The organism is Herbaspirillum sp. (assembly GCF_017744395.1).
Taxonomy (GTDB): domain Bacteria; phylum Pseudomonadota; class Gammaproteobacteria; order Burkholderiales; family Burkholderiaceae_D; genus Herbaspirillum.
On the sequence record NZ_JAGIBI010000003.1, the window covers coordinates 171,278 to 189,492 of the forward strand.

At 64.1% G+C, this 18,215-nt stretch carries 17 protein-coding genes and 1 riboswitch; of the genes, 14 read left to right on the forward strand and 3 right to left on the reverse strand.

Annotation, left to right across the window (positions count from 1 at the left end; all coding sequences use genetic code 11):
- Positions 1–142 precede the first annotated feature (142 nt).
- The 9 genes from tyrS to ruvC all read left to right on the forward strand — a co-directional run bounded on the left by tyrS (position 143) and on the right by ruvC (position 7,938).
- Positions 143–1,402 carry a tyrosine--tRNA ligase gene (tyrS, locus tag J7548_RS09600; protein ID WP_290973776.1) on the forward strand — a complete coding sequence of 420 codons (1,260 nt, stop codon included), beginning with the start codon at positions 143–145 and terminating at the stop codon, positions 1,400–1,402.
- Between the two features lie 12 nt (positions 1,403–1,414).
- The gene (gene dtd / locus J7548_RS09605; RefSeq protein ID WP_290973779.1) at positions 1,415–1,870 is read left to right on the forward strand and encodes a D-aminoacyl-tRNA deacylase; all 456 of its coding nucleotides are present in this window, start codon (positions 1,415–1,417) and stop codon (positions 1,868–1,870) included.
- 103 nt (positions 1,871–1,973) lie between these two features.
- A complete protein-coding gene (locus J7548_RS09610) occupies positions 1,974–2,615 on the forward strand; it encodes a YbhB/YbcL family Raf kinase inhibitor-like protein (protein WP_290973782.1) in 642 nt (213 codons plus the stop codon).
- 2 nt (positions 2,616–2,617) lie between these two features.
- Positions 2,618–3,262: a histidine phosphatase family protein gene (locus tag J7548_RS09615; protein WP_290973785.1), complete on the forward strand. Its 645-nt coding sequence runs from the start codon at positions 2,618–2,620 to the stop codon at positions 3,260–3,262.
- A gap of 301 nt (positions 3,263–3,563) precedes the next feature.
- Positions 3,564–4,580, forward strand: a complete 1,017-nt coding sequence (dusB, locus tag J7548_RS09620; RefSeq protein WP_290973788.1) for a tRNA dihydrouridine synthase DusB — start codon at positions 3,564–3,566, stop codon at positions 4,578–4,580.
- Between the two features lie 181 nt (positions 4,581–4,761).
- The gene (locus J7548_RS09625) at positions 4,762–4,995 is read left to right on the forward strand and encodes a Fis family transcriptional regulator (protein WP_006463627.1); all 234 of its coding nucleotides are present in this window, start codon (positions 4,762–4,764) and stop codon (positions 4,993–4,995) included.
- Positions 4,996–5,065: 70 nt separating this feature from the next.
- Positions 5,066–6,637: a bifunctional phosphoribosylaminoimidazolecarboxamide formyltransferase/IMP cyclohydrolase gene (gene purH / locus J7548_RS09630; protein WP_290973795.1), complete on the forward strand. Its 1,572-nt coding sequence runs from the start codon at positions 5,066–5,068 to the stop codon at positions 6,635–6,637.
- Between the two features lie 90 nt (positions 6,638–6,727).
- Positions 6,728–7,378, forward strand: a complete 651-nt coding sequence (yfcF, locus tag J7548_RS09635) for a glutathione transferase (RefSeq protein WP_290973798.1) — start codon at positions 6,728–6,730, stop codon at positions 7,376–7,378.
- Between the two features lie 17 nt (positions 7,379–7,395).
- Positions 7,396–7,938 (forward strand): crossover junction endodeoxyribonuclease RuvC, encoded by a 543-nt coding sequence (gene ruvC / locus J7548_RS09640; protein WP_290973800.1) that lies wholly within the window; start codon positions 7,396–7,398, stop codon positions 7,936–7,938.
- A 116-nt stretch (positions 7,939–8,054) separates the two neighbouring features.
- Here ruvC and J7548_RS09645 read toward each other — a convergent pair whose 3' ends face one another.
- Positions 8,055–8,999: a DUF808 domain-containing protein gene (locus tag J7548_RS09645; protein ID WP_290973803.1), complete on the reverse strand. Its 945-nt coding sequence runs from the start codon at positions 8,997–8,999 to the stop codon at positions 8,055–8,057.
- Positions 9,000–9,120: 121 nt separating this feature from the next.
- Here J7548_RS09645 and ruvA point away from each other — a divergent pair, with 121 nt between their 5' ends.
- From ruvA to J7548_RS09665, 4 genes are all read left to right on the forward strand, one after another.
- Positions 9,121–9,699, forward strand: coding sequence for a Holliday junction branch migration protein RuvA (gene ruvA / locus J7548_RS09650; protein WP_290973806.1), 579 nt, complete (start codon positions 9,121–9,123; stop codon positions 9,697–9,699).
- Positions 9,700–9,710: 11 nt separating this feature from the next.
- Positions 9,711–10,766, forward strand: a complete 1,056-nt coding sequence (ruvB, locus tag J7548_RS09655) for a Holliday junction branch migration DNA helicase RuvB (protein WP_290973809.1) — start codon at positions 9,711–9,713, stop codon at positions 10,764–10,766.
- A gap of 213 nt (positions 10,767–10,979) precedes the next feature.
- The gene (locus J7548_RS09660) at positions 10,980–11,822 is read left to right on the forward strand and encodes a fumarylacetoacetate hydrolase family protein (protein WP_290973811.1); all 843 of its coding nucleotides are present in this window, start codon (positions 10,980–10,982) and stop codon (positions 11,820–11,822) included.
- A 48-nt stretch (positions 11,823–11,870) separates the two neighbouring features.
- Entirely contained in the window at positions 11,871–12,326 is a 456-nt protein-coding gene (locus tag J7548_RS09665) for a YaiI/YqxD family protein (protein ID WP_290973814.1), read from the forward strand.
- 81 nt (positions 12,327–12,407) lie between these two features.
- Here the strand turns inward: J7548_RS09665 and J7548_RS09670 are convergent, their stop codons facing one another.
- Together J7548_RS09670 and J7548_RS09675 are read right to left on the reverse strand one after the other, a co-directional pair.
- Positions 12,408–12,881: a DUF2147 domain-containing protein gene (locus J7548_RS09670; RefSeq protein ID WP_290973817.1), complete on the reverse strand. Its 474-nt coding sequence runs from the start codon at positions 12,879–12,881 to the stop codon at positions 12,408–12,410.
- 200 nt (positions 12,882–13,081) lie between these two features.
- The gene (locus J7548_RS09675) at positions 13,082–15,892 is read right to left on the reverse strand and encodes a valine--tRNA ligase (RefSeq protein ID WP_290973820.1); all 2,811 of its coding nucleotides are present in this window, start codon (positions 15,890–15,892) and stop codon (positions 13,082–13,084) included.
- A gap of 210 nt (positions 15,893–16,102) precedes the next feature.
- A riboswitch (TPP riboswitch) is annotated at positions 16,103–16,208 on the forward strand.
- An 87-nt stretch (positions 16,209–16,295) separates the two neighbouring features.
- Between J7548_RS09675 and thiC the strand changes: the two genes are divergently transcribed.
- Positions 16,296–18,209, forward strand: coding sequence for a phosphomethylpyrimidine synthase ThiC (gene thiC / locus J7548_RS09680; protein WP_290973823.1), 1,914 nt, complete (start codon positions 16,296–16,298; stop codon positions 18,207–18,209).
- The last annotated feature ends 6 nt before the right edge of the window (positions 18,210–18,215 follow it).

The window sequence follows — 18,215 nt, forward strand, 5'->3', positions numbered from 1 at the left end:
ATCCCGAACAGATGTGAATGCACTTTCTGCTGACTGAGCTCTGAAGGCCGCGTCGAGGCGCTCAGCAGAAAAACGAAAGTCCGGATTATAGCAATACGACTTCGCCGCACTGTCCTACAAAGCCTATTTTTTAGTTATATCGATGAACGCCGAACAGTCTACCCTCTCCGCCCAAGCCGCTTCCGGCGCCTCCTTGCCGCTCTCCGATAACGTCCTGGAGGCGCTGGCGATCGCCAAGCGCGGCGTGGATGAGCTGCTGATCGAAAGCGAGTTCGCGCAGAAGCTGGCGCGTTCCGAGCAAAGCGGCCAGCCGCTGCGCATCAAGCTGGGGCTGGACCCGACCGCGCCCGACCTGCACCTGGGCCATACCGTGGTGCTCAACAAGATGCGCCAGCTGCAGAACCTGGGCCACCAGGTGATCTTCCTGATCGGCGACTTCACCTCGATGATCGGCGACCCGTCCGGCCGCAACGCCACCCGCCCGCCGCTGACCCGCGAGCAGATCGAGATCAATGCCAAGACCTATTTCGCCCAGGCCAGCCTGGTGCTGGACCCGGCCAGGACCGAGATCCGCTACAACTCCGAATGGTGCGACCCGCTGGGCAGCCGCGGCATGATCCAGCTGGCGTCGCGCTATACCGTGGCGCGCATGATGGAGCGCGACGACTTCACCAAGCGCTTCAAGGAAGGCACCCCGATCTCGGTGCACGAATTCCTCTACCCGCTGATGCAGGGCTACGACTCGGTGGCCTTGAAGGCCGACCTGGAACTGGGCGGCACCGACCAGAAGTTCAACCTGCTGGTGGGCCGCGAGTTGCAAAAGGATTACGGCCAGGAGCCGCAGTGCATCCTGACCATGCCGCTGCTGGAAGGCCTGGACGGCGTGGAAAAGATGTCCAAGTCCAAGGGCAACTACATCGGCATCACCGAACCTGCCAACACCATGTTCGCCAAGGTGATGAGCATTTCCGACGTGATGATGTGGCGCTACTACGACCTGCTGTCGTTCCGCTCGATCGCCGAGATCGCCGCCTTCAAGGCCGAGGTCGAAGCCGGCAAGAACCCGCGCGACATCAAGGTCGCGCTGGCGCAGGAAATCGTGGCCCGTTTCCATTCGCAGCAGGCCGCGGAAGACGCGCTGGCCGACTTCGTCAACCGCTCCAAGGGCGGCATCCCGGACGACATCCCGGAAGTGTCGCTGGCGGGCGCGCCGTTGGGCATCGGCCAGCTGTTGAAGCAAACCAACCTGTGCGCTTCCACCTCGGAAGCCTTGCGCATGGTGGAGCAGGGCGGCGTGCGCATCGACGGTACGGTCATCAGCGACAAGGGCCTCAAGGTCGAGGCCGGGCAGTTCGTGGTGCAGGTCGGCAAGCGCAAGTTCGCGCGCGTCACACTGGCGTAAGCGCAGCGCCGCATGATCGCTTTGTTGCAACGAGTCAGCCAGGCGGCTGTCGTAGTGGATGGTGAAACCATAGGCGCGATCGATGCCGGCCTGATGGTGCTGGTCTGCGCCGAGCGCAACGACACCGCGGCCGAAGCCGATGCGCTGCTGGGCAAGCTGTTGGCCTACCGCGTGTTCGCCGACGAGGCCGGCAAGATGAACCGCAGCGTTGCCGACGTGCAAGGCGGTCTGTTGCTGGTGCCGCAGTTCACGCTGGCGGCCGACACCAATTCGGGCACGCGGCCGTCCTTCACGCCGGCGGCGACGCCCGATGTCGGGCGGCAATTGTTCGACCATTTTGTCGGGCAGGCGCGCAACCGTCATGGTGACGGGCGTGTCGGCACCGGCCGTTTCGGCGCCGACATGAAAGTGTCGTTGACCAACGACGGCCCGGTCACGTTCTGGCTGCAGGTCAAGCCCAAGGTTTAGCACATGCGGTGAGGGATTGAAGCTGTTGTTCTTGCCCTTATCTCATCCTTTCATCCATGGATGACATTGGCATCCGGCCCATTTTTCTCAGGAGGTAAGTGACATGAAATTCTGGAGCGATTCTTTCAAGGATGGCGAGGCCATCCCCGGCGAGTTCGCCTTTGCGGTGGCCGATCCCAAGACCCATGTCGCATTGTCCTCCAACCGCAATCCCCATTTCGCCTGGAGCGACCTGCCGGCCGGCACCAAGTCGCTGGCGCTGGTGATGCACGATCCCGACGTGCCTTCGCGCGGCGACGACGTCAACCAGGAAGGTAAGACCGTGCCGCCGGACCTGCCGCGGGTCGATTTCTACCATTGGACGCTGATCGATATTCCCCCGGGCGTCACCCAGATCCAGGCCGGCCAGTTCAGCAACGGCATCACCGCGCGCGGCAAGCCGGGCCCGGCAGTGCTGGGCGACACCATGCCTGGCGCGCGCCAGGGCCTCAACGACTACACCGGCTGGTTCGCCGGCGACGGCGACATGCGCGGCGACTATTTCGGCTACGACGGTCCTTGCCCGCCGTGGAACGACGCGCTGGTGCACCGCTACATCTTCACGCTGTACGCGCTGGACGTCGCCCAATTGCCGCTGACCGGCAACCTGGAGGGTGCGGTGGTGCTGACCGCGCTGCGCGACCATGTGCTGGCGCAGGCGTCGATCCAGGGTTTGTATTGGCTCAACCCATCCGCGGCCAGGTGAGCATGACCGAGATACTTGTCATCCGCCACGGCGAAACCGACTGGAACATCGACAAGCGCCTGCAAGGCCATATCGATATCCCCCTGAACGAAGCCGGCCGGCGCCAGGTGGCGGCGCTGGGCGAAGTGCTGGCCGACGAGGGGATCGATGCCGTGTTCGCCAGCGATCTGCAACGCGCGCGCGCCACCGCCCAGGCCGTGGCCGATGCGGCCGGGCTGCCGGTGGGTATCGACGCCGGCCTGCGCGAGCGCTGCTATGGCGCCTTCGAAGGCTTGCGCCATCCCGACATCGAGGAAAAATATCCGGAGGCCTACCGGGTCTGGAAGGCGCGCGAGCCTGACGCCCGCTATCCGGCCGGCGAGCGCGAAGCCGAGACCATGCGCGAGTTCTACCAGCGCTCGGTCGATGCCGTGCAGCGTATCGTCGCCGGCGGCAAGTACCGCAAGGTCGCCATCGTCACCCACGGCGGCGTGCTCGAATGCATCCACCACTGGGCCAGCGGCACCGAGTTCGTGCAGCCGCGCACCTTCGATATCTTCAACGCCAGCGTCAACCGCCTGCATTGGGACGGCGAGCGTGCGCGCATCCGTTCCTGGGGCGAGATCGGCCACCTCGACCGCGAGACGCTGGACGAAGTCGACCGCTGAGTCGTCCCGGCAACAATCGAGCGCGGCTGCTTTGTTGTTCAGGTAAAGCGTAGCGAAGACGGACTGCTGCTTTTTTGAGCGCCGTTCGCCACTATTTGCCCGATGAAAAACGCCGTTGCAGGATATCCGCAAACGATTTGCGCAAACCCGGATTGCCGTTTCGTCAATAAGCCGGTTCTGCTCAATAATTGAACAGCTGCAAATCCCCGCACTGAGATGTAACGGCGCCCAAATCTAGTTGGGCGCCGTCCGCAATCGCGCTAAAATAGCGCCCTTCCCCGCATTTCCCCCAATCCGATTCGTGAACATTGGACCGTATTCCTTGCGAAACAACGTGTTCGTCGCCCCCATGGCGGGCGTGACGGACCGTCCTTTCCGCCAGTTGTGCAAGCAACTGGGCGCGGGATACGCCGTGTCCGAAATGGCCGCTTCCGATCCGCGGCTGTGGCAGAGCGAGAAGACTTCGCGCCGCATCAACCACGATGGCGAGATGGAGCCCAAGGCGGTGCAGATCGCCGGCGCCGATCCCGCCATGCTGGCCGATTGCGCGAAGTACAACGTCGAGCGCGGCGCCCAGATCATCGACATCAACATGGGCTGCCCGGTCAAGAAGGTCTGCAACAGCTGGTGCGGTTCGGCCCTGCTGCAGGACGAAGAACTGGTGGCCCGCATCCTCGATGCGGTGGTGGGCGCGGTCGACGTGCCGGTGACCTTGAAGTTTCGCACCGGCTGGGATCGCGCCAACAAGAACGCGCTGAAGATCGCCGCGCGGGCCGAGCAAAGCGGCATCGCCATGCTGACGCTGCACGGCCGCACCCGCGCCGACGGCTACAGCGGCGAGGCCGAGTACGAGACCATCGCGGCGGTCAAGGCGGCGGTGAAGATCCCGGTGGTCGCCAACGGCGACATCACCTCGCCCGAGAAGGCGCGCGAAGTCCTGCGCGTCACCGGCGCCGACGCCGTCATGGTCGGCCGCGCCGCCCAGGGGCGGCCGTGGATCTTCCGCGAGATCGCGCATTTCCTGGAAACCGGCACTTACCTGCCGGCGCCGCTGGTGACCGAAGTCGAGCAATTGATGGACGAGCATCTGCAGGCGCATTACGCGTTCTACGGCGATTACCTCGGCGTGCGCACGGCGCGCAAGCATATCGGATGGTATGTGCGCGACTTGCCCGGCGGCGAGGATTTCCGCCGCGGCATGAACCGCATCGAGAATTGCGCCGAACAGCTCAGGGCGGTACGCAATTTCTTCGCGGGGCAGGCGGCCTACGGCGAGCGGTTACAATACGGCTTCTCCGAAGAGCCGCTTGCCGCCTGATTTTCCGGGTGTCGAGGGAGGCGTTTTCCCTCGCGAAACAGTAAGTGAAACGAATCGGATGCGCTGGACGCGCAAATTGATCAACAGCACGGCATCGCTGCAAACCAACCAGTCCACGGGGGACGCAACATCAGATTGCGTGCGGCCGCGGCGGCGCCGATAAAAACAGAAGCAACAAAGAATGAGCAAAGAAAGCATTGAGGATGTCGTCAAGAAGAGCCTGGAAAAATATTTCCGGGATCTGGGCGAGCAATTGCCTACCAACGTCTACGACATGGTGCTGGCGACGGTCGAAAAGCCGGTCTTCGAGACCGTGATGGCGCGCGCCGAAGGCAACCAGTCGCAGGCCGCCGAAATCCTCGGCATCAACCGCAATACGCTGCGCAAGAAATTGCAGCAGCACGGCCTGCTCTGAGCGGCCTGATCCAAGTTATTCCTTCAACGGTTTCCCGGGTTTTTATCTTCCATCTCCAGTCTTGCCTACCATGATCAAACAAGCACTCATTTCCGTATCCGACAAGGCAGGCGTGCTCGAATTCGCGCGCGCGCTGTCCGCCATGGGCGTCAACATCCTGTCCACCGGCGGCACCGCCAAGCTGCTGGCCGACAACGGCCTGAAGGTCACCGAAGTGGCCGACTACACCGGTTTCCCGGAAATGCTGGATGGCCGCGTCAAGACGCTGCATCCAAAGGTGCACGGCGGCATCCTGGCGCGCCGCGATTTCCCCGAGCACGTGGCCGCGCTGGAAAAGCACGCCATCCCGACCATCGACATGGTGGTGGTGAACCTGTACCCGTTCCAGCAGACCGTGGCCAAGGAAGAGTGCTCGCTGGAAGACGCGATCGAGAACATCGACATCGGCGGCCCGGCCATGCTGCGTTCATCGGCCAAGAACCACAAGGACGTGGTGGTGATCTGCGACCCGAGCGACTACGATGGAGTGCTGGCCGACCTGAAGGCCGGCGGCGACCTGCCGTATGAAAAGCGCTTTGCGCTGGCCAAGAAGGTCTTCGCCCACACCGCGCAATACGACGGCGCCATCACCAACTACTTCACCTCGCTGGGTGAAGACAAGCAGCACGCCACCCGCAGCGCCTATCCCGACACCCTGAACCTGCATTTCGAAAAGGTGCAGGACATGCGCTACGGCGAGAACCCGCATCAGAGCGCCGCCTTCTACCGCGACGTCAAGAAGGTCGACGGCGCGCTGGCCAACTACACCCAGCTGCAGGGCAAGGAACTGTCGTTCAACAACATCGCCGACGCCGACGCCGCCTGGGAATGCGTGAAGACCTTCGACGCCGCCGAGAACGCCGCCTGCGTCATCATCAAGCACGCCAACCCCTGCGGCGTGGCGGTCGGCGCCAACCCGCTGGAAGCCTACAGCAAGGCCCTGCAGACCGACCCGACCTCGGCCTTTGGCGGCATCATCGCCTTCAACCGTCCGCTGGACGGCGCGGCGGCCGAAGCGGTGGCCAAGCAATTCGTGGAAGTGCTGATCGCGCCCGCGTTCTCGGACGAAGCCAAGAAGATCTTCGCCGCCAAGCAGAACGTGCGCTTGCTGGAAATCCCGCTGGGCAATGGCCTGAATACCTACGACTTCAAGCGCGTCGGCGGCGGCCTGCTGGTGCAGTCGCCTGACGCCAAGAACGTGCTGCTGCCGGAAGTGAAGGTCGTCAGCAAGCTGCAGCCCACGCCGCAGCAACTGCAAGACCTGATGTTCGCCTGGCGCGTGGCCAAGTTCGTCAAGTCGAACGCCATCGTGTTCTGCGGCAACGGCATGACGCTCGGCGTGGGCGCCGGCCAGATGAGCCGCATCGACTCCGCGCGCATCGCCTCGATCAAGGCGGCCAACGCCGGCCTGACCCTGGCCGGTTCGGCCGTGGCGTCGGACGCCTTCTTCCCGTTCCGCGACGGCCTGGACGTGGTGGTCGATGCGGGCGCGACCTGCGTGATCCATCCGGGCGGCTCCATGCGCGACCAGGAAGTGATCGACGCCGCCAACGAGCGCGGCGTGGTGATGCTGCTGACCGGCACCCGCCACTTCCGCCACTGATCCGCTGGCAGTCATGCGATCGAAAACGCCCGGCAATGCCGGGCGTTTTGCTTTAATGTATGTCCATACCAGACCATCAGGGAGAACCGCTTGGATACACCGCAACTGCAACTCTATGTCGATGCCCAGTTCATCAGCCCTTACGCCATGTCGGCCTTCGTCGTGCTGACCGAGAAGGCATTGCCGTTCGAGTTGCGGACGATCGACCTTGCCGCGCGGCAGAACCATGGCGCCGATTACGCCAGCGTGTCGCTGACGCGGCGCGTGCCGACCTTGTCGGATGGCGGTTTCCACCTGGCCGAGTCGACCGCGATTGCCGAATACCTGGAAGAACGCTTCCCGGCGCCGGCGCACCGCGCGGTGTATCCGGCTGATGTCAGGCAGCGCGCCAGGGCACGCGAGGTGCAGGCCTGGCTGCGCAGCGACCTGATGCCGATCCGCCAGGAGCGGCCGACCGAAGTGGTGTTCTATGGCGAAGGTTTCGCGCCCTTGTCGGAAGCAGCCAGGGCGGCGGCCGGCAAGCTGGTGTCGGCCGCGCAAAGCCTGCTGGGCGGGAAGCAGAACCTGTTCGACGACTGGTGCATCGCCGACACCGACCTGGCGCTGATGCTCAATCGCCTGGCGTTGCACGGCGATCCCTTGCCGCCGGAGTTGCAGCAATACGCCCGGCACCAATGGCAGCGCCCGTCGGTGCAGCAATGGGTGCGCCAGGCGCAGGCGCTGAAGGCGGCCACGCCGTGATCGGTTAGACTGGCGGCATGAAAATCCTCGGCATCGACCCTGGCTTGCGCACCACCGGTTTCGGCGTGATCCGCAAGCAGGGCAACAAGCTTTCCTACATCGCCTCAGGCACCGTCAAGACGCCCGACGGCGACTTGCCGCAGCGGCTCAAGGTGATCCTGGACAGCGTCTCCGAAGTGGTGCGCACCTATGCGCCCGATTGCGCGGCCATCGAAAAGGTGTTCGTCAACGTCAACCCGCAATCCACCTTGCTGCTGGGGCAGGCCCGCGGCGCGGCGATCTGCGCGCTGGTCAGCGCCGATCTGGCGGTGGCCGAATACACTGCCTTGCAGATCAAGCAGGCGGTGGCCGGCCACGGCCGGGCGCAGAAGGCGCAGGTGCAGGAAATGGTGGCGCGGCTGCTGCAGTTGCCGGGCTTGCCCGGCACCGACGCCGCCGACGCGCTGGGCGTGGCGATCTGCCATGCGCATGGCGGCGATGTGCTGGCCAACCTGGGGACGCTGGCGCCGGGGCTGGCGAAGAAGGGGTTGCGTATGCGCGGCGGACGGTTGGTCGGATGAAGCCGTATTCTTTCCGCCGTCATCCCGGCGCAGGCCGGGATCCAGTGGCTTCCGTTGCGTATCGATGGCCGTTGAACGACGCTGGGTCCTGACTTTCGTCAGGACGACGGTGATAGTTACTGTGCCGGTCTTCTCACCAATGCAAGAACACGCTTGATCGCTTCTACCGCAAGCAACACCACACCTCCCGCCACCACGCCGAACACGGCATCGAGCACCGCCGGCGCCAATGCGGCCAGCGCGCCGCCGACGGCCGGCACGCCGGCCATGCTTGCCGCCGCCGCCGCGATGCCGTGGTGCGCGAACGGCAGGCCGTGCGTCAGGATGCCGCCGCCCACCATGAACATGGCCACGGTGCCGATTACCGACAGGCTGCGCATCATGGCCGGCGCCGCCGTCAGGATGGCGCGTCCCATTTTTTCCTTGAGGCGCCCGAACGCGCCGGCGCCGGCCGTGCGCAGCAGATAGAGTCCGCCGTCGTCGAGCTTGACGATGGCCGCGACGATGCCGTACACCCCCGCCGTCATGACCAGCGCGATGCCGGCCAGCACCGTGATCTGCTGCTGCAGCGATGCCCCGGCCACGGCGCCCAGGGTGATGGCGATGATTTCGGCCGAGAGGATGAAGTCGGTGCGGATGGCGCTTTTGATCTTGTCCTGCTCATAGGCCGCCGGGTCGGTGGCGGCTGGTTCTGCCACGGCGTGATGCTCTTCCTCTGCGCCATGCGGCAGGTATTTGTGCGCCAGCTTTTCGAAGCCTTCGAAGCACAGGAAGGCGCCGCCCAGCATCAACAGCGGCGTCACCGCCCACGGGATGAAGGCGCTGATGGCCAGCGCCGCCGGCACCAGGATCGCCTTGTTCTTCAGCGAGCCCAGGGCCACCGCCCACACCACCGGCAGTTCGCGGTCGGCATTCACGCCGGTCAGCTGCTGGGCGTTCAGGGCCAGGTCGTCGCCCAGCACGCCGGCGGTTTTTTTGGCCGCGACCTTGGCCATCACGGAAACGTCGTCCAGGATCGAAGCGATATCGTCGATCAGGGCGAAAAAACTGCTGCCTGCCATCTTTTTCCTTTTTATATGCCTTCCGGCGGGTGTCGCCGGACGAGGCGGGATACTGTTTATCCAAACAGTACTGTATCATTCGGTGATTATCGTTGATACCAACGCCCAACATATTCTCGCCATGATCGGTCGCCTCTCCGGAACCCTGTTCGAAAAAAATCCCCCGAATCTGCTGGTCGACTGCAATGGCGTCGGCTACGAGGTCGCGGTGCCGATGAGCACCTTCTACAACCTGCCCGCGCTGGGCGAGAAGGTGGTGCTGCTGACTCACCTGGCGATCCGCGAGGACGCCCACATCCTGTTCGGCTTCGGCAGCGCCGAAGAGCGCAACACGTTCAAGGAGCTGATCAAGATTTCCGGCGTCGGCGCGCGCACCGCGCTGGCGATCCTGTCGGGCATGTCGGTGGCCGACCTGGCGCAGGCGGTGACGCTGCAGGAAGCCGGCCGCCTGACCCGCGTGCCGGGCATCGGCAAGAAGACCGCCGAGCGCCTGCTGCTGGAACTCAAGGGCAAGCTCGGCGCCGACCTCGGTGCGGTCGGCGGCGTCGTGCATACCGATGCCTCCGCCGACATCCTCAACGCGCTGCTGGCGCTGGGCTATTCCGACAAGGAAGCGGCGTTGGCGATGAAGCAGGTGCCCAAGGACGCCAGCGTGTCCGACGGCATCAAGCACGCGCTCAAGGCCTTGTCTAAAGCATAAGGGGCCGGCGCATGAGTATCCAGACCGACGACTTTTCCGAACAGCGCATCATCGCCGCCACGCCGGCTTCGGCCAACGAGGAGGCGATCGAGCGCGCCCTGCGCCCCAAGCAGCTCGACGAATACGTCGGCCAGGAGAAGGTGCGCAGCCAGCTGGAGATCTTCATCTCGGCCGCGCGCGGGCGCGGCGAGCCGCTCGACCATACCTTGCTGTTCGGCCCGCCGGGTCTGGGCAAGACCACCATGGCGCACATCATCGCGCGCGAGATGGGCGTGAACCTGCGCCAGACCTCCGGCCCGGTGCTGGAGCGCGCCGGCGACCTGGCGGCGCTCTTGACCAACCTGGAAGCCAACGACGTCCTGTTCATCGACGAGATCCACCGCATGTCGCCGGTGGTGGAGGAAATCCTCTACCCGGCGCTGGAGGACTACCAGATCGACATCATGATTGGCGAAGGTCCTGCCGCGCGCTCGGTGCGCCTCGACCTGCAGCCCTTCACGCTGGTCGGCGCCACCACCCGCGCCGGCATGCTGACCAACCCGCTGCGCGACCGCTTCGGCATCGTCGCCCGGCTGGAGTTCTACACTCCGCCCGAGCTGGCGCGCATCGTCACGCGCAGCGCCGGGCTGCTGAATGCCCCCATCGTCGAGGACGGCGCGCTGGAAATCGCCAAGCGCAGCCGTGGCACCCCGCGCATCGCCAACCGCCTGCTGCGCCGCGTGCGCGACTATGCCGAGGTCAAGGGCAGCGGCAAGATCACGCGCGAGATGGCCGATGCGGCGCTGGTGATGCTGGACGTCGACCCGGTCGGCTTCGACCTGATGGACCGCAAGCTGCTCGAAGCGGTACTGTTCAAGTTCAGCGGCGGCCCGGTCGGGCTGGACAACCTGGCCGCTGCCATCGGCGAAGAGCGCGACACCATCGAGGATGTGCTGGAACCCTACCTGATCCAGCAAGGCTTCCTGCAGCGCACGCCGCGCGGGCGCATCGCCACCCCGGCGGCCTACCAGCATTTCGGCGTCGCCGCCCCGCGCACCAGCCCTACCGGCGACCTGTGGGGCAACTGATCCGGCAACGATCCGGCCGCGGCGTTGTCGATTCCCGGTCGGTGCGACGATTGTTGCAGGATACGTAAGGCTGGTTTGCATGAAACATGTCAATCACATGATTTTTTTGCATGAAGGCCGATAAAGCGCGATAAAAGCGAGTTTTTACTTGTGCGAAAACTAATCGTCATCGACAATGGATAGCTATTCACTATCTTTCGATGTGAGCCTCTCATGCTAATGTCGAGCCAAGCCAGCCGCTATGCGCATCAATTGCTCGATGCGCGGGCCAACTCCAGGCTGATTCCCCTGCTCTCCAAGACCGAGCCGCTGTCGGTCGAGGATGCCTACGACATCGCCTACCGCATCCACAATATTCGCGTGGCGCAAGGCGAACAGCCGGTCGGGCGCAAGATCGGCTTCTCGGTGCGCAAGTCGTGGTCGCGCTACGGCGTTACCGACGACACCCGCACGCCGATCTGGTCGCCGGTGTTCGACACCACCGTGCGCTTCGCCGACGACAACCATGGCACGCAATCGCTGGCCGGCGCGGTGCAGCCGCGCATCGAACCCGAGATCGTCTTCAAGCTGGGCAAGACGCCAGCGCCCGGCGCCACGCTGGACGAGCTGGCCGATTGCCTGGAATGGATGGCGCACGGTTTCGAGATCGTGGTGTGCCCCTTCGCCAACTGGGAATTCACGGTGGCCGATTCGATCGCCGCCTTCGGCCTGCACGGCACGCTGATCATCGGCGAGCCGCACGTGCTGTCCTCCGGCACGCGCCACCACCTGTCGCAGATCCTGGCCAGCGCCACCGTCTCGCTGTCTTGCAACACCGAGTCGTCCAGCGTGCTGCGCGCCGCCGGTTTCTGCAACGACGAGATGGACAGCCCGCTGCACGCCCTGTGGCACCTGCACCAGCTGCTGCAGAAGCAGTCCCAGTTCCGCCAGTTGCAGGCCGGCGAGATCATCACCACCGGCACCTGGACCGACGCCTTGCCGATCGAACCGGGCCAGACCTGGGTCACGGCGTTTTCCGGCGTCACGCTGCCGGGCCTGACCGTTTCCTTCGTTTGAACTTGCACACAATGCCGTGCGCCGCCGCGTTCGCGGCGGACGTCTTCCATGCAGATCTGGGTTGATGCCGACGCCTGCCCGGGCGTCATCAAGGAGATGCTGTTCCGCGTGGCGGACCGTACCGGCATCGTCGTGACTTTGGTCGCCAACCGTGGCTTGCGCACGCCACCTTCGCGCTATATCAAATCGATTGTGGTGCCGGCCGGCTTCGACGTGGCCGACCGCGAAATCGTCAAGCTGGCGCAGCCCGGCGACCTGGTCATCACCGCCGATATCCCGCTGGCGGCCGAGGTCGTGGCCAAAGGCGGCGCGGCGCTCAATCCGCGCGGCGAACTCTATACCGCGGACAACATCCGCCACCACCTGAGCATGCGAAATTTCATGGAAGAACTGCGCAGCAGCGGCATGGAAACCGGCGGTCCGCCGGCCTTCAGCCAGAGCGATGGCCGTGCGTTCGCACGCGAGCTTGATCGCTGCGTGCAGAAGTTCCAGTCAGGACGTTAAGGAACGCGCGTCCAAAACAAAACGGCAACGAATCTTTCGTTGCCGTTTGCATTTGTACTGTCGTGGACGACAGCGCGGCGCTTATTCCTCGCGCACCCAGGTCTGCGTGCGTCCCAGCATCGGCATGCCGATGTAGCCGCGCACGTTGAGCTTCTTGCCGTCTTCGATCACCGTCAGCTTGCTCTTGTAGAGCTTGCCGTTGGACGGGTCTAGGATCTGGCCGCCGTTGTACTCGTCGCCATCCTTCTTCAGCCCGGTGAGGATGGTCATGCCGACGATGGGCTTGCCCTTCAGCTCGCCTTCGCACTTTTCGCAGACTGGGTTCTGGTCTTCTTCCGGAGCGCGGAACAGTTTCTCGATCTTGCCCGACAGTTCGCCGTTGTTCTCGGTGATGCGGATCAGCGCCTTGGGTTTGCCGGTGGCGTCGTCGATGTTCTTCCACAGGCCGACGGGGGAGCCGTCGGCCCAGGCGCCGGCGGATGCCAGCAGGCCGGCCATCAGCATGCCGGCAGCGGCAAGGCGGGAAAAGGAGGTGGGGGAAGCCTTGGTGTTCATGGTTGTCTCCGGTCGATATTTGCAATTAAAAGCACGATTGTTCTAATTTTTTCGACTCAGTGTAGTCAAGCCGGACGCGCAGGGCAAGCGATAAAAATAGCACGGCAAGACTGTTGCCCGGGATAAGCCAGGCGCGGCAAAAACAAAAGCCGCCGTCCCGTAAAGGACGGCGGCTTTTCTGTTGGCGCCGGAAGTGAAACTTACTTCAGCTTCGCCAACTGCTCCTGCAGTTTTTCTACCGTAGCGGTGAAGGTCGCCAGGCGTTCCTTCTCCTGTGCCACCACCGCTTCCGGCGCGCGCGCCACGAAGCTTTCGTTGGACAGCTTGCCGTTGGCCTTGGCGATCTCGCCGGTCAGGCGGGTAATTTCCTTGCCCAGGCGCTCGCGTTCGGCGGCCACGTCGATTTCAACCTTCAGCATCAGCTTGACGTCGCCGACGATGGCCACTGGCGCCGGCGACTCCGGCAACTGCGCCACCACCTGCGTTTCCGACAGGCGCACCAGGCCCTGCAGGTAGGGCAGGAAGGACTGCACCGCCGACGCATCGGCCGCTTCCATGATCAGCGGCACGCGCAGCGACGGCGCCAGTTGCATCTCGCCGCGCAGGTTGCGGCAGGCGTCGGTGAGCGACTTGAACTGCGCCATCCAGGCTTCGGCTTCGGCGTCGACCTTGTCCAGGTCGGCTTGCGGATACGGCTGGCGCATGATCGAGTCGCCGGCCGGGTCGAGCTTCTTGTCGGTCATCGGCGCCACGGTCTGCCACAGCTGCTCGGTGATGAACGGCAGCACCGGGTGCGCCAGGCGCAGGATCACTTCCAGCACGCGCAGCAGGGTGCGGCGGGTGGCGCGCTGCTGCGCCTCGTTGCCGGTCTGGATCTGGGCCTTGGCCATTTCCAGGTACCAGTCGCAGTACTCGTCCCAGACGAACTTGTAGATGGCGGTGGCGATGTTGTCGAAGCGGTAGTCGGCGAAGCCCTTCGCCACTTCGGCTTCGGTACGCTGCAGCAGCGACACGATCCAGCGGTCGGCTTGCGAGAACTGCAGCTTTTCCTTGTCGCACACGCCCTTCACATGACCGTCGAAGCCGCAGTCCTGGCCTTCGGTGTTCATCAGCACGAAGCGGGTGGCGTTCCACAGCTTGTTGCAGAAATTGCGGTAGCCTTCGCAGCGGTTCAGGTCGAAGTTGATGTTGCGGCCCAGCGTCGCCAGCGAGGCGAAGGTGAAGCGCAGCGCATCGGTGCCGAAGGCCGGGATGCCGTCGGCGAACTCCTTGCGGGTGGCTTTCTCGATGCTGGCTGCCTGCTTCGGGTTCATCAGGCCGCTGGTGCGCTTGGCCACCAGTTCATCCACGCCGATGCCGTCGATCAGGTCGATCGGGTCCAGCGTGTTGCCCTTGGACTTGGACATCTTCTGGCCGCTGCCGTCGCGCACCAGGCCGTGCACATAGACGGTGTCGAACGGCACCTTGCCGGTGAAGTGCGTGGTCATCATGACCATGCGCGCCACCCAGAAGAAGATGATGTCGAAGCCGGTCACCAGGACCGACGATGGCAGGAACAGCTTGTAGTCCGGCGTCTCTTCCGGCCAGCCCAGCGTGGAGAACGGCACCAGCGCCGAGGAGAACCAGGTGTCGAGCACGTCCGCATCGCGCGTGACGGCTTTGCCGCCGGCTTGCGCGCGGGCTTCTTCCTCGCTGCGCGCGACGTAGATGTTGCCCTCTTCGTCGTACCACGCCGGGATCTGGTGGCCCCACCACAGCTGGCGCGAGATGCACCAGTCCTGGATGTTGTTGAGCCACTGGTTGTAGGTGTTGGTCCAGTTCTCAGGCACGAACTTGATCTCGCCGGAAGCAACCTTCTCCAGCGCGGTTTCGGCGATCGACTTGCCGGGGAAGTAGGTGCCTTCCGGCGCCGGCTTGCTCATCGCCACGAACCACTGGTCGGTCAGCATCGGCTCGATCACCACGCCGGTACGGTCGCCGCGCGGCACCATCAGCTTGTGCGGCTTGACCAGTTCCAGCAGGCCCAGCGCTTCGAGGTCGGCCACGATCTGCTTGCGCGCTTCGAAGCGGTCGAGGCCGCGGTATTTCTCGGGCGAGTTCTCGTTGATCTTGGCGTCCAGCGTGAACACGCTGATCTTGTCCAGGTTGTGGCGGGCGCCGACCTGGTAGTCGTTGAAGTCGTGCGCCGGGGTGATCTTCACGCAGCCGGTGCCGAATTCCTTGTCGACGTATTCATCCTTGATGATGGGGATCTCGCGGCCGACCAGCGGCAGCTTGAGCATCTTGCCCACCAGCGCGGCATAGCGCTCGTCGGTCGGATCGACCGCCACGGCGACGTCACCCAGCATGGTTTCCGGGCGGGTGGTGGCGACCGTGATGGTGCCGCTGCCGTCGGCCAGCGGGTACTTGATGTGCCACATCGAGCCGTCTTCTTCCTCCGACACCACTTCCAGGTCGGACACCGCGGTGCCCAGCACCGGATCCCAGTTGACCAGGCGCTTGCCGCGGTAGATCAGGCCCTGCTCGTACAGGCGCACGAACACTTCGGTGACGGCCTTGGACATCTTCGGGTCCATCGTGAAGTATTCGCGGTCCCAGTCGGTCGAGGCGCCCATGCGGCGCATCTGGCCGGTGATGGTGGAGCCGGACTTTTCCTTCCACTCCCACACCTTCTCGACGAACTTTTCGCGGCCGAGGTCGTGGCGCGAAATCTTTTGCGCGTCGAGCTGGCGTTCCACCACGATCTGGGTGGCGATGCCGGCATGGTCGGTGCCGGGGATCCAGGCGGTGTTGTAGCCGCGCATGCGGTGGTAGCGCGTCAGGCCGTCCATGATGGTCTGGTTGAACGCGTGGCCCATGTGCAGCGTGCCGGTCACGTTCGGCGGCGGCAGCTGGATGGAGAACGACGGCTTGCCGGCGTCGGTGGTGGCGGCGAAGTAACCGCGCTTTTCCCATTCCTCGCGCCAGAATTTTTCAATCTCGGCAGGCTCGAACGACTTGGCTAATTCCATGATTTGACGTGTATTTTTGCGAAACCGTCCATTATAAGGGAGGGCGCGCCGATCGGGCTAAACAGCACGGGATTGCAGAAAAACCAACACAAGGGCGGAGCGGGGCAAGACGGGCGCTCATGCATGGGGCGAATAGTCGGTATTGGCGCGGGGCAAGTGTTGCGGGTACGGAGGATCGGTGTAGAATCCGCCCCACGACATCGCAGTAGGTGTCAACGCTAGGGGTCCTGGCAGCCAGCACATCGGCAGCCGGGTGAGAAATACCCTTGAACCTGATCTGGATAATGCCAGCGAAGGGAAGCAACCGGCAGCACGACGTACCTCCGGCCTCTCGGCCCCGCGTCTTCTTCCGCAACCTCCTTTGCTGGCTCCGAGCCAAGAATCATCAAGCAAAGGAGCCAAAATGAATGCCAACCCGAAATTCCTGTCCGCGACCGCTACCGTCGACGAGGCAGCGATCCAGCCCCTCCCGAATTCCCGCAAGATCTACGTGACCGGCTCGCGTCCGGACATCCGCGTGCCCATGCGCGAGATCAGCCAGGCCGATACCCCGGCCATGTTCGGTTCCGAAAAGAACCCGCCGATCTACGTCTACGACACCTCCGGCCCGTACACCGATCCGGACGTGAAGATTGACATCCGCGCCGGCCTCGACACGCCGCGCCTGCCCTGGATTCTTGAGCGCAACGATACCGAAGAGCTGCCGGGCCCGACCTCCGAATACGGCCAGCAGCGCCTGAACGACCCGGCGCTGGCCGAGCTGCGCTTCAACCTGCACCGCAAGCCGCGCCGCGCCAAGGCGGGCGGCAACGTCTCGCAGATGCACTATGCGCGCAAAGGCATCATCACGCCCGAGATGGAATTCATCGCCATCCGCGAAAACCTGCGCCGCAAGGAATACCTGGAACAGTTGAAGGCATCCGGCCCGATGGGCGCCAAGCTGTCCGACCTGATGGGCCGCCAGCATCCCGGCCAATCCTTCGGCGCCTCGATCCCGGCCGAGATCACGCCCGAGTTCGTGCGCGACGAAGTGGCGCGCGGCCGCGCCATCATCCCCGCCAACATCAACCACCCGGAAGTCGAGCCGATGATCATCGGCCGCAACTTCCTGGTGAAGATCAACGCCAACATCGGCAACTCGGCGGTGACTTCCTCCATCGGCGAGGAAGTCGAGAAGATGACCTGGGCCATCCGCTGGGGCGGCGACAACGTGATGGACCTCTCCACCGGCAAGAACATCCACGAGACGCGCGAGTGGATCATCCGCAATTCGCCGGTGCCGATCGGCACCGTGCCGATCTACCAGGCGCTGGAAAAGGTCAACGGCAAGGCCGAAGACCTGACCTGGGAAATCTTCCGCGACACCCTGATCGAGCAGGCCGAACAGGGCGTGGACTACTTCACCATCCACGCCGGCGTGCGCCTGCAATACGTGCCGCTGACCGCCAAGCGCATGACCGGCATCGTCTCGCGCGGCGGCTCCATCATGGCCAAGTGGTGCCTGGCGCACCACCGCGAATCCTTCATCTACGAGCACTTCGAAGACATCTGCGAGATCATGAAGGCCTACGACGTCAGCTTCAGCCTGGGCGACGGCCTGCGTCCCGGCTCGATCTACGACGCCAACGACGAGGCGCAACTGGGCGAGCTGCGCACCCTGGGCGAACTGACCCAGATCGCCTGGAAGCACGACGTGCAGGTGATGATCGAAGGTCCCGGCCACGTGCCCATGCACCTGATCAAGGAAAACATGGAACTGCAACTGGAACACTGCCACGAGGCGCCGTTCTACACGCTGGGGCCGTTGACCACCGACATCGCGCCGGGCTACGACCACATCACCTCCGGCATCGGCGCCGCGCAGATCGGCTGGTACGGCACCGCCATGCTGTGCTACGTGACGCCCAAGGAACACCTGGGCCTGCCCAACAAGACCGACGTCAAGGACGGCATCATCACCTACAAGATCGCCGCCCACGCCGCCGACCTGGCCAAGGGCCATCCGGGAGCGCAGATCCGCGACAACGCGCTGTCCAAGGCGCGCTTCGAGTTCCGCTGGGAAGACCAGTTCAATCTCGGCCTCGACCCCGACAAGGCGCGTGAATTCCACGACGAGACCCTGCCCAAGGACTCGGCCAAGGTGGCGCACTTCTGCTCCATGTGCGGCCCGCACTTCTGCTCGATGAAGATTACCCAGGAAGTGCGCGACTACGCGGCCAAGGAAGGCATCTCGGAAATCGAGGCGCTCAAGCAGGGCATGGAAGTGAAGTCGGTCGAATTCGTGAAGATGGGCGCCGAGATCTATTCGAAGGCTTGACGCGGC

What these genes read in the sequence shown, in the direction of transcription:
- J7548_RS09660 (WP_290973811.1), top strand. Translation starts at nt 10,980, where the DNA reads ATGCTAATGTCGAGCCAAGCCAGCCGCTATGCGCATCAATTGCTCGAT.
- purH (WP_290973795.1), top strand. Translation starts at nt 5,066, where the DNA reads ATGATCAAACAAGCACTCATTTCCGTATCCGACAAGGCAGGCGTGCTC.
- thiC (WP_290973823.1), top strand. Translation starts at nt 16,296, where the DNA reads ATGAATGCCAACCCGAAATTCCTGTCCGCGACCGCTACCGTCGACGAG.
- J7548_RS09670 (WP_290973817.1), bottom strand. Translation starts at nt 12,881, where the DNA reads ATGAACACCAAGGCTTCCCCCACCTCCTTTTCCCGCCTTGCCGCTGCC.
- J7548_RS09645 (WP_290973803.1), bottom strand. Translation starts at nt 8,999, where the DNA reads ATGGCAGGCAGCAGTTTTTTCGCCCTGATCGACGATATCGCTTCGATC.
- tyrS (WP_290973776.1), top strand. Translation starts at nt 143, where the DNA reads ATGAACGCCGAACAGTCTACCCTCTCCGCCCAAGCCGCTTCCGGCGCC.
- J7548_RS09665 (WP_290973814.1), top strand. Translation starts at nt 11,871, where the DNA reads ATGCAGATCTGGGTTGATGCCGACGCCTGCCCGGGCGTCATCAAGGAG.
- ruvA (WP_290973806.1), top strand. Translation starts at nt 9,121, where the DNA reads ATGATCGGTCGCCTCTCCGGAACCCTGTTCGAAAAAAATCCCCCGAAT.
- ruvC (WP_290973800.1), top strand. Translation starts at nt 7,396, where the DNA reads ATGAAAATCCTCGGCATCGACCCTGGCTTGCGCACCACCGGTTTCGGC.
- ruvB (WP_290973809.1), top strand. Translation starts at nt 9,711, where the DNA reads ATGAGTATCCAGACCGACGACTTTTCCGAACAGCGCATCATCGCCGCC.
- J7548_RS09675 (WP_290973820.1), bottom strand. Translation starts at nt 15,892, where the DNA reads ATGGAATTAGCCAAGTCGTTCGAGCCTGCCGAGATTGAAAAATTCTGG.
- J7548_RS09610 (WP_290973782.1), top strand. Translation starts at nt 1,974, where the DNA reads ATGAAATTCTGGAGCGATTCTTTCAAGGATGGCGAGGCCATCCCCGGC.
- dtd (WP_290973779.1), top strand. Translation starts at nt 1,415, where the DNA reads ATGATCGCTTTGTTGCAACGAGTCAGCCAGGCGGCTGTCGTAGTGGAT.
- J7548_RS09615 (WP_290973785.1), top strand. Translation starts at nt 2,618, where the DNA reads ATGACCGAGATACTTGTCATCCGCCACGGCGAAACCGACTGGAACATC.
- J7548_RS09625 (WP_006463627.1), top strand. Translation starts at nt 4,762, where the DNA reads ATGAGCAAAGAAAGCATTGAGGATGTCGTCAAGAAGAGCCTGGAAAAA.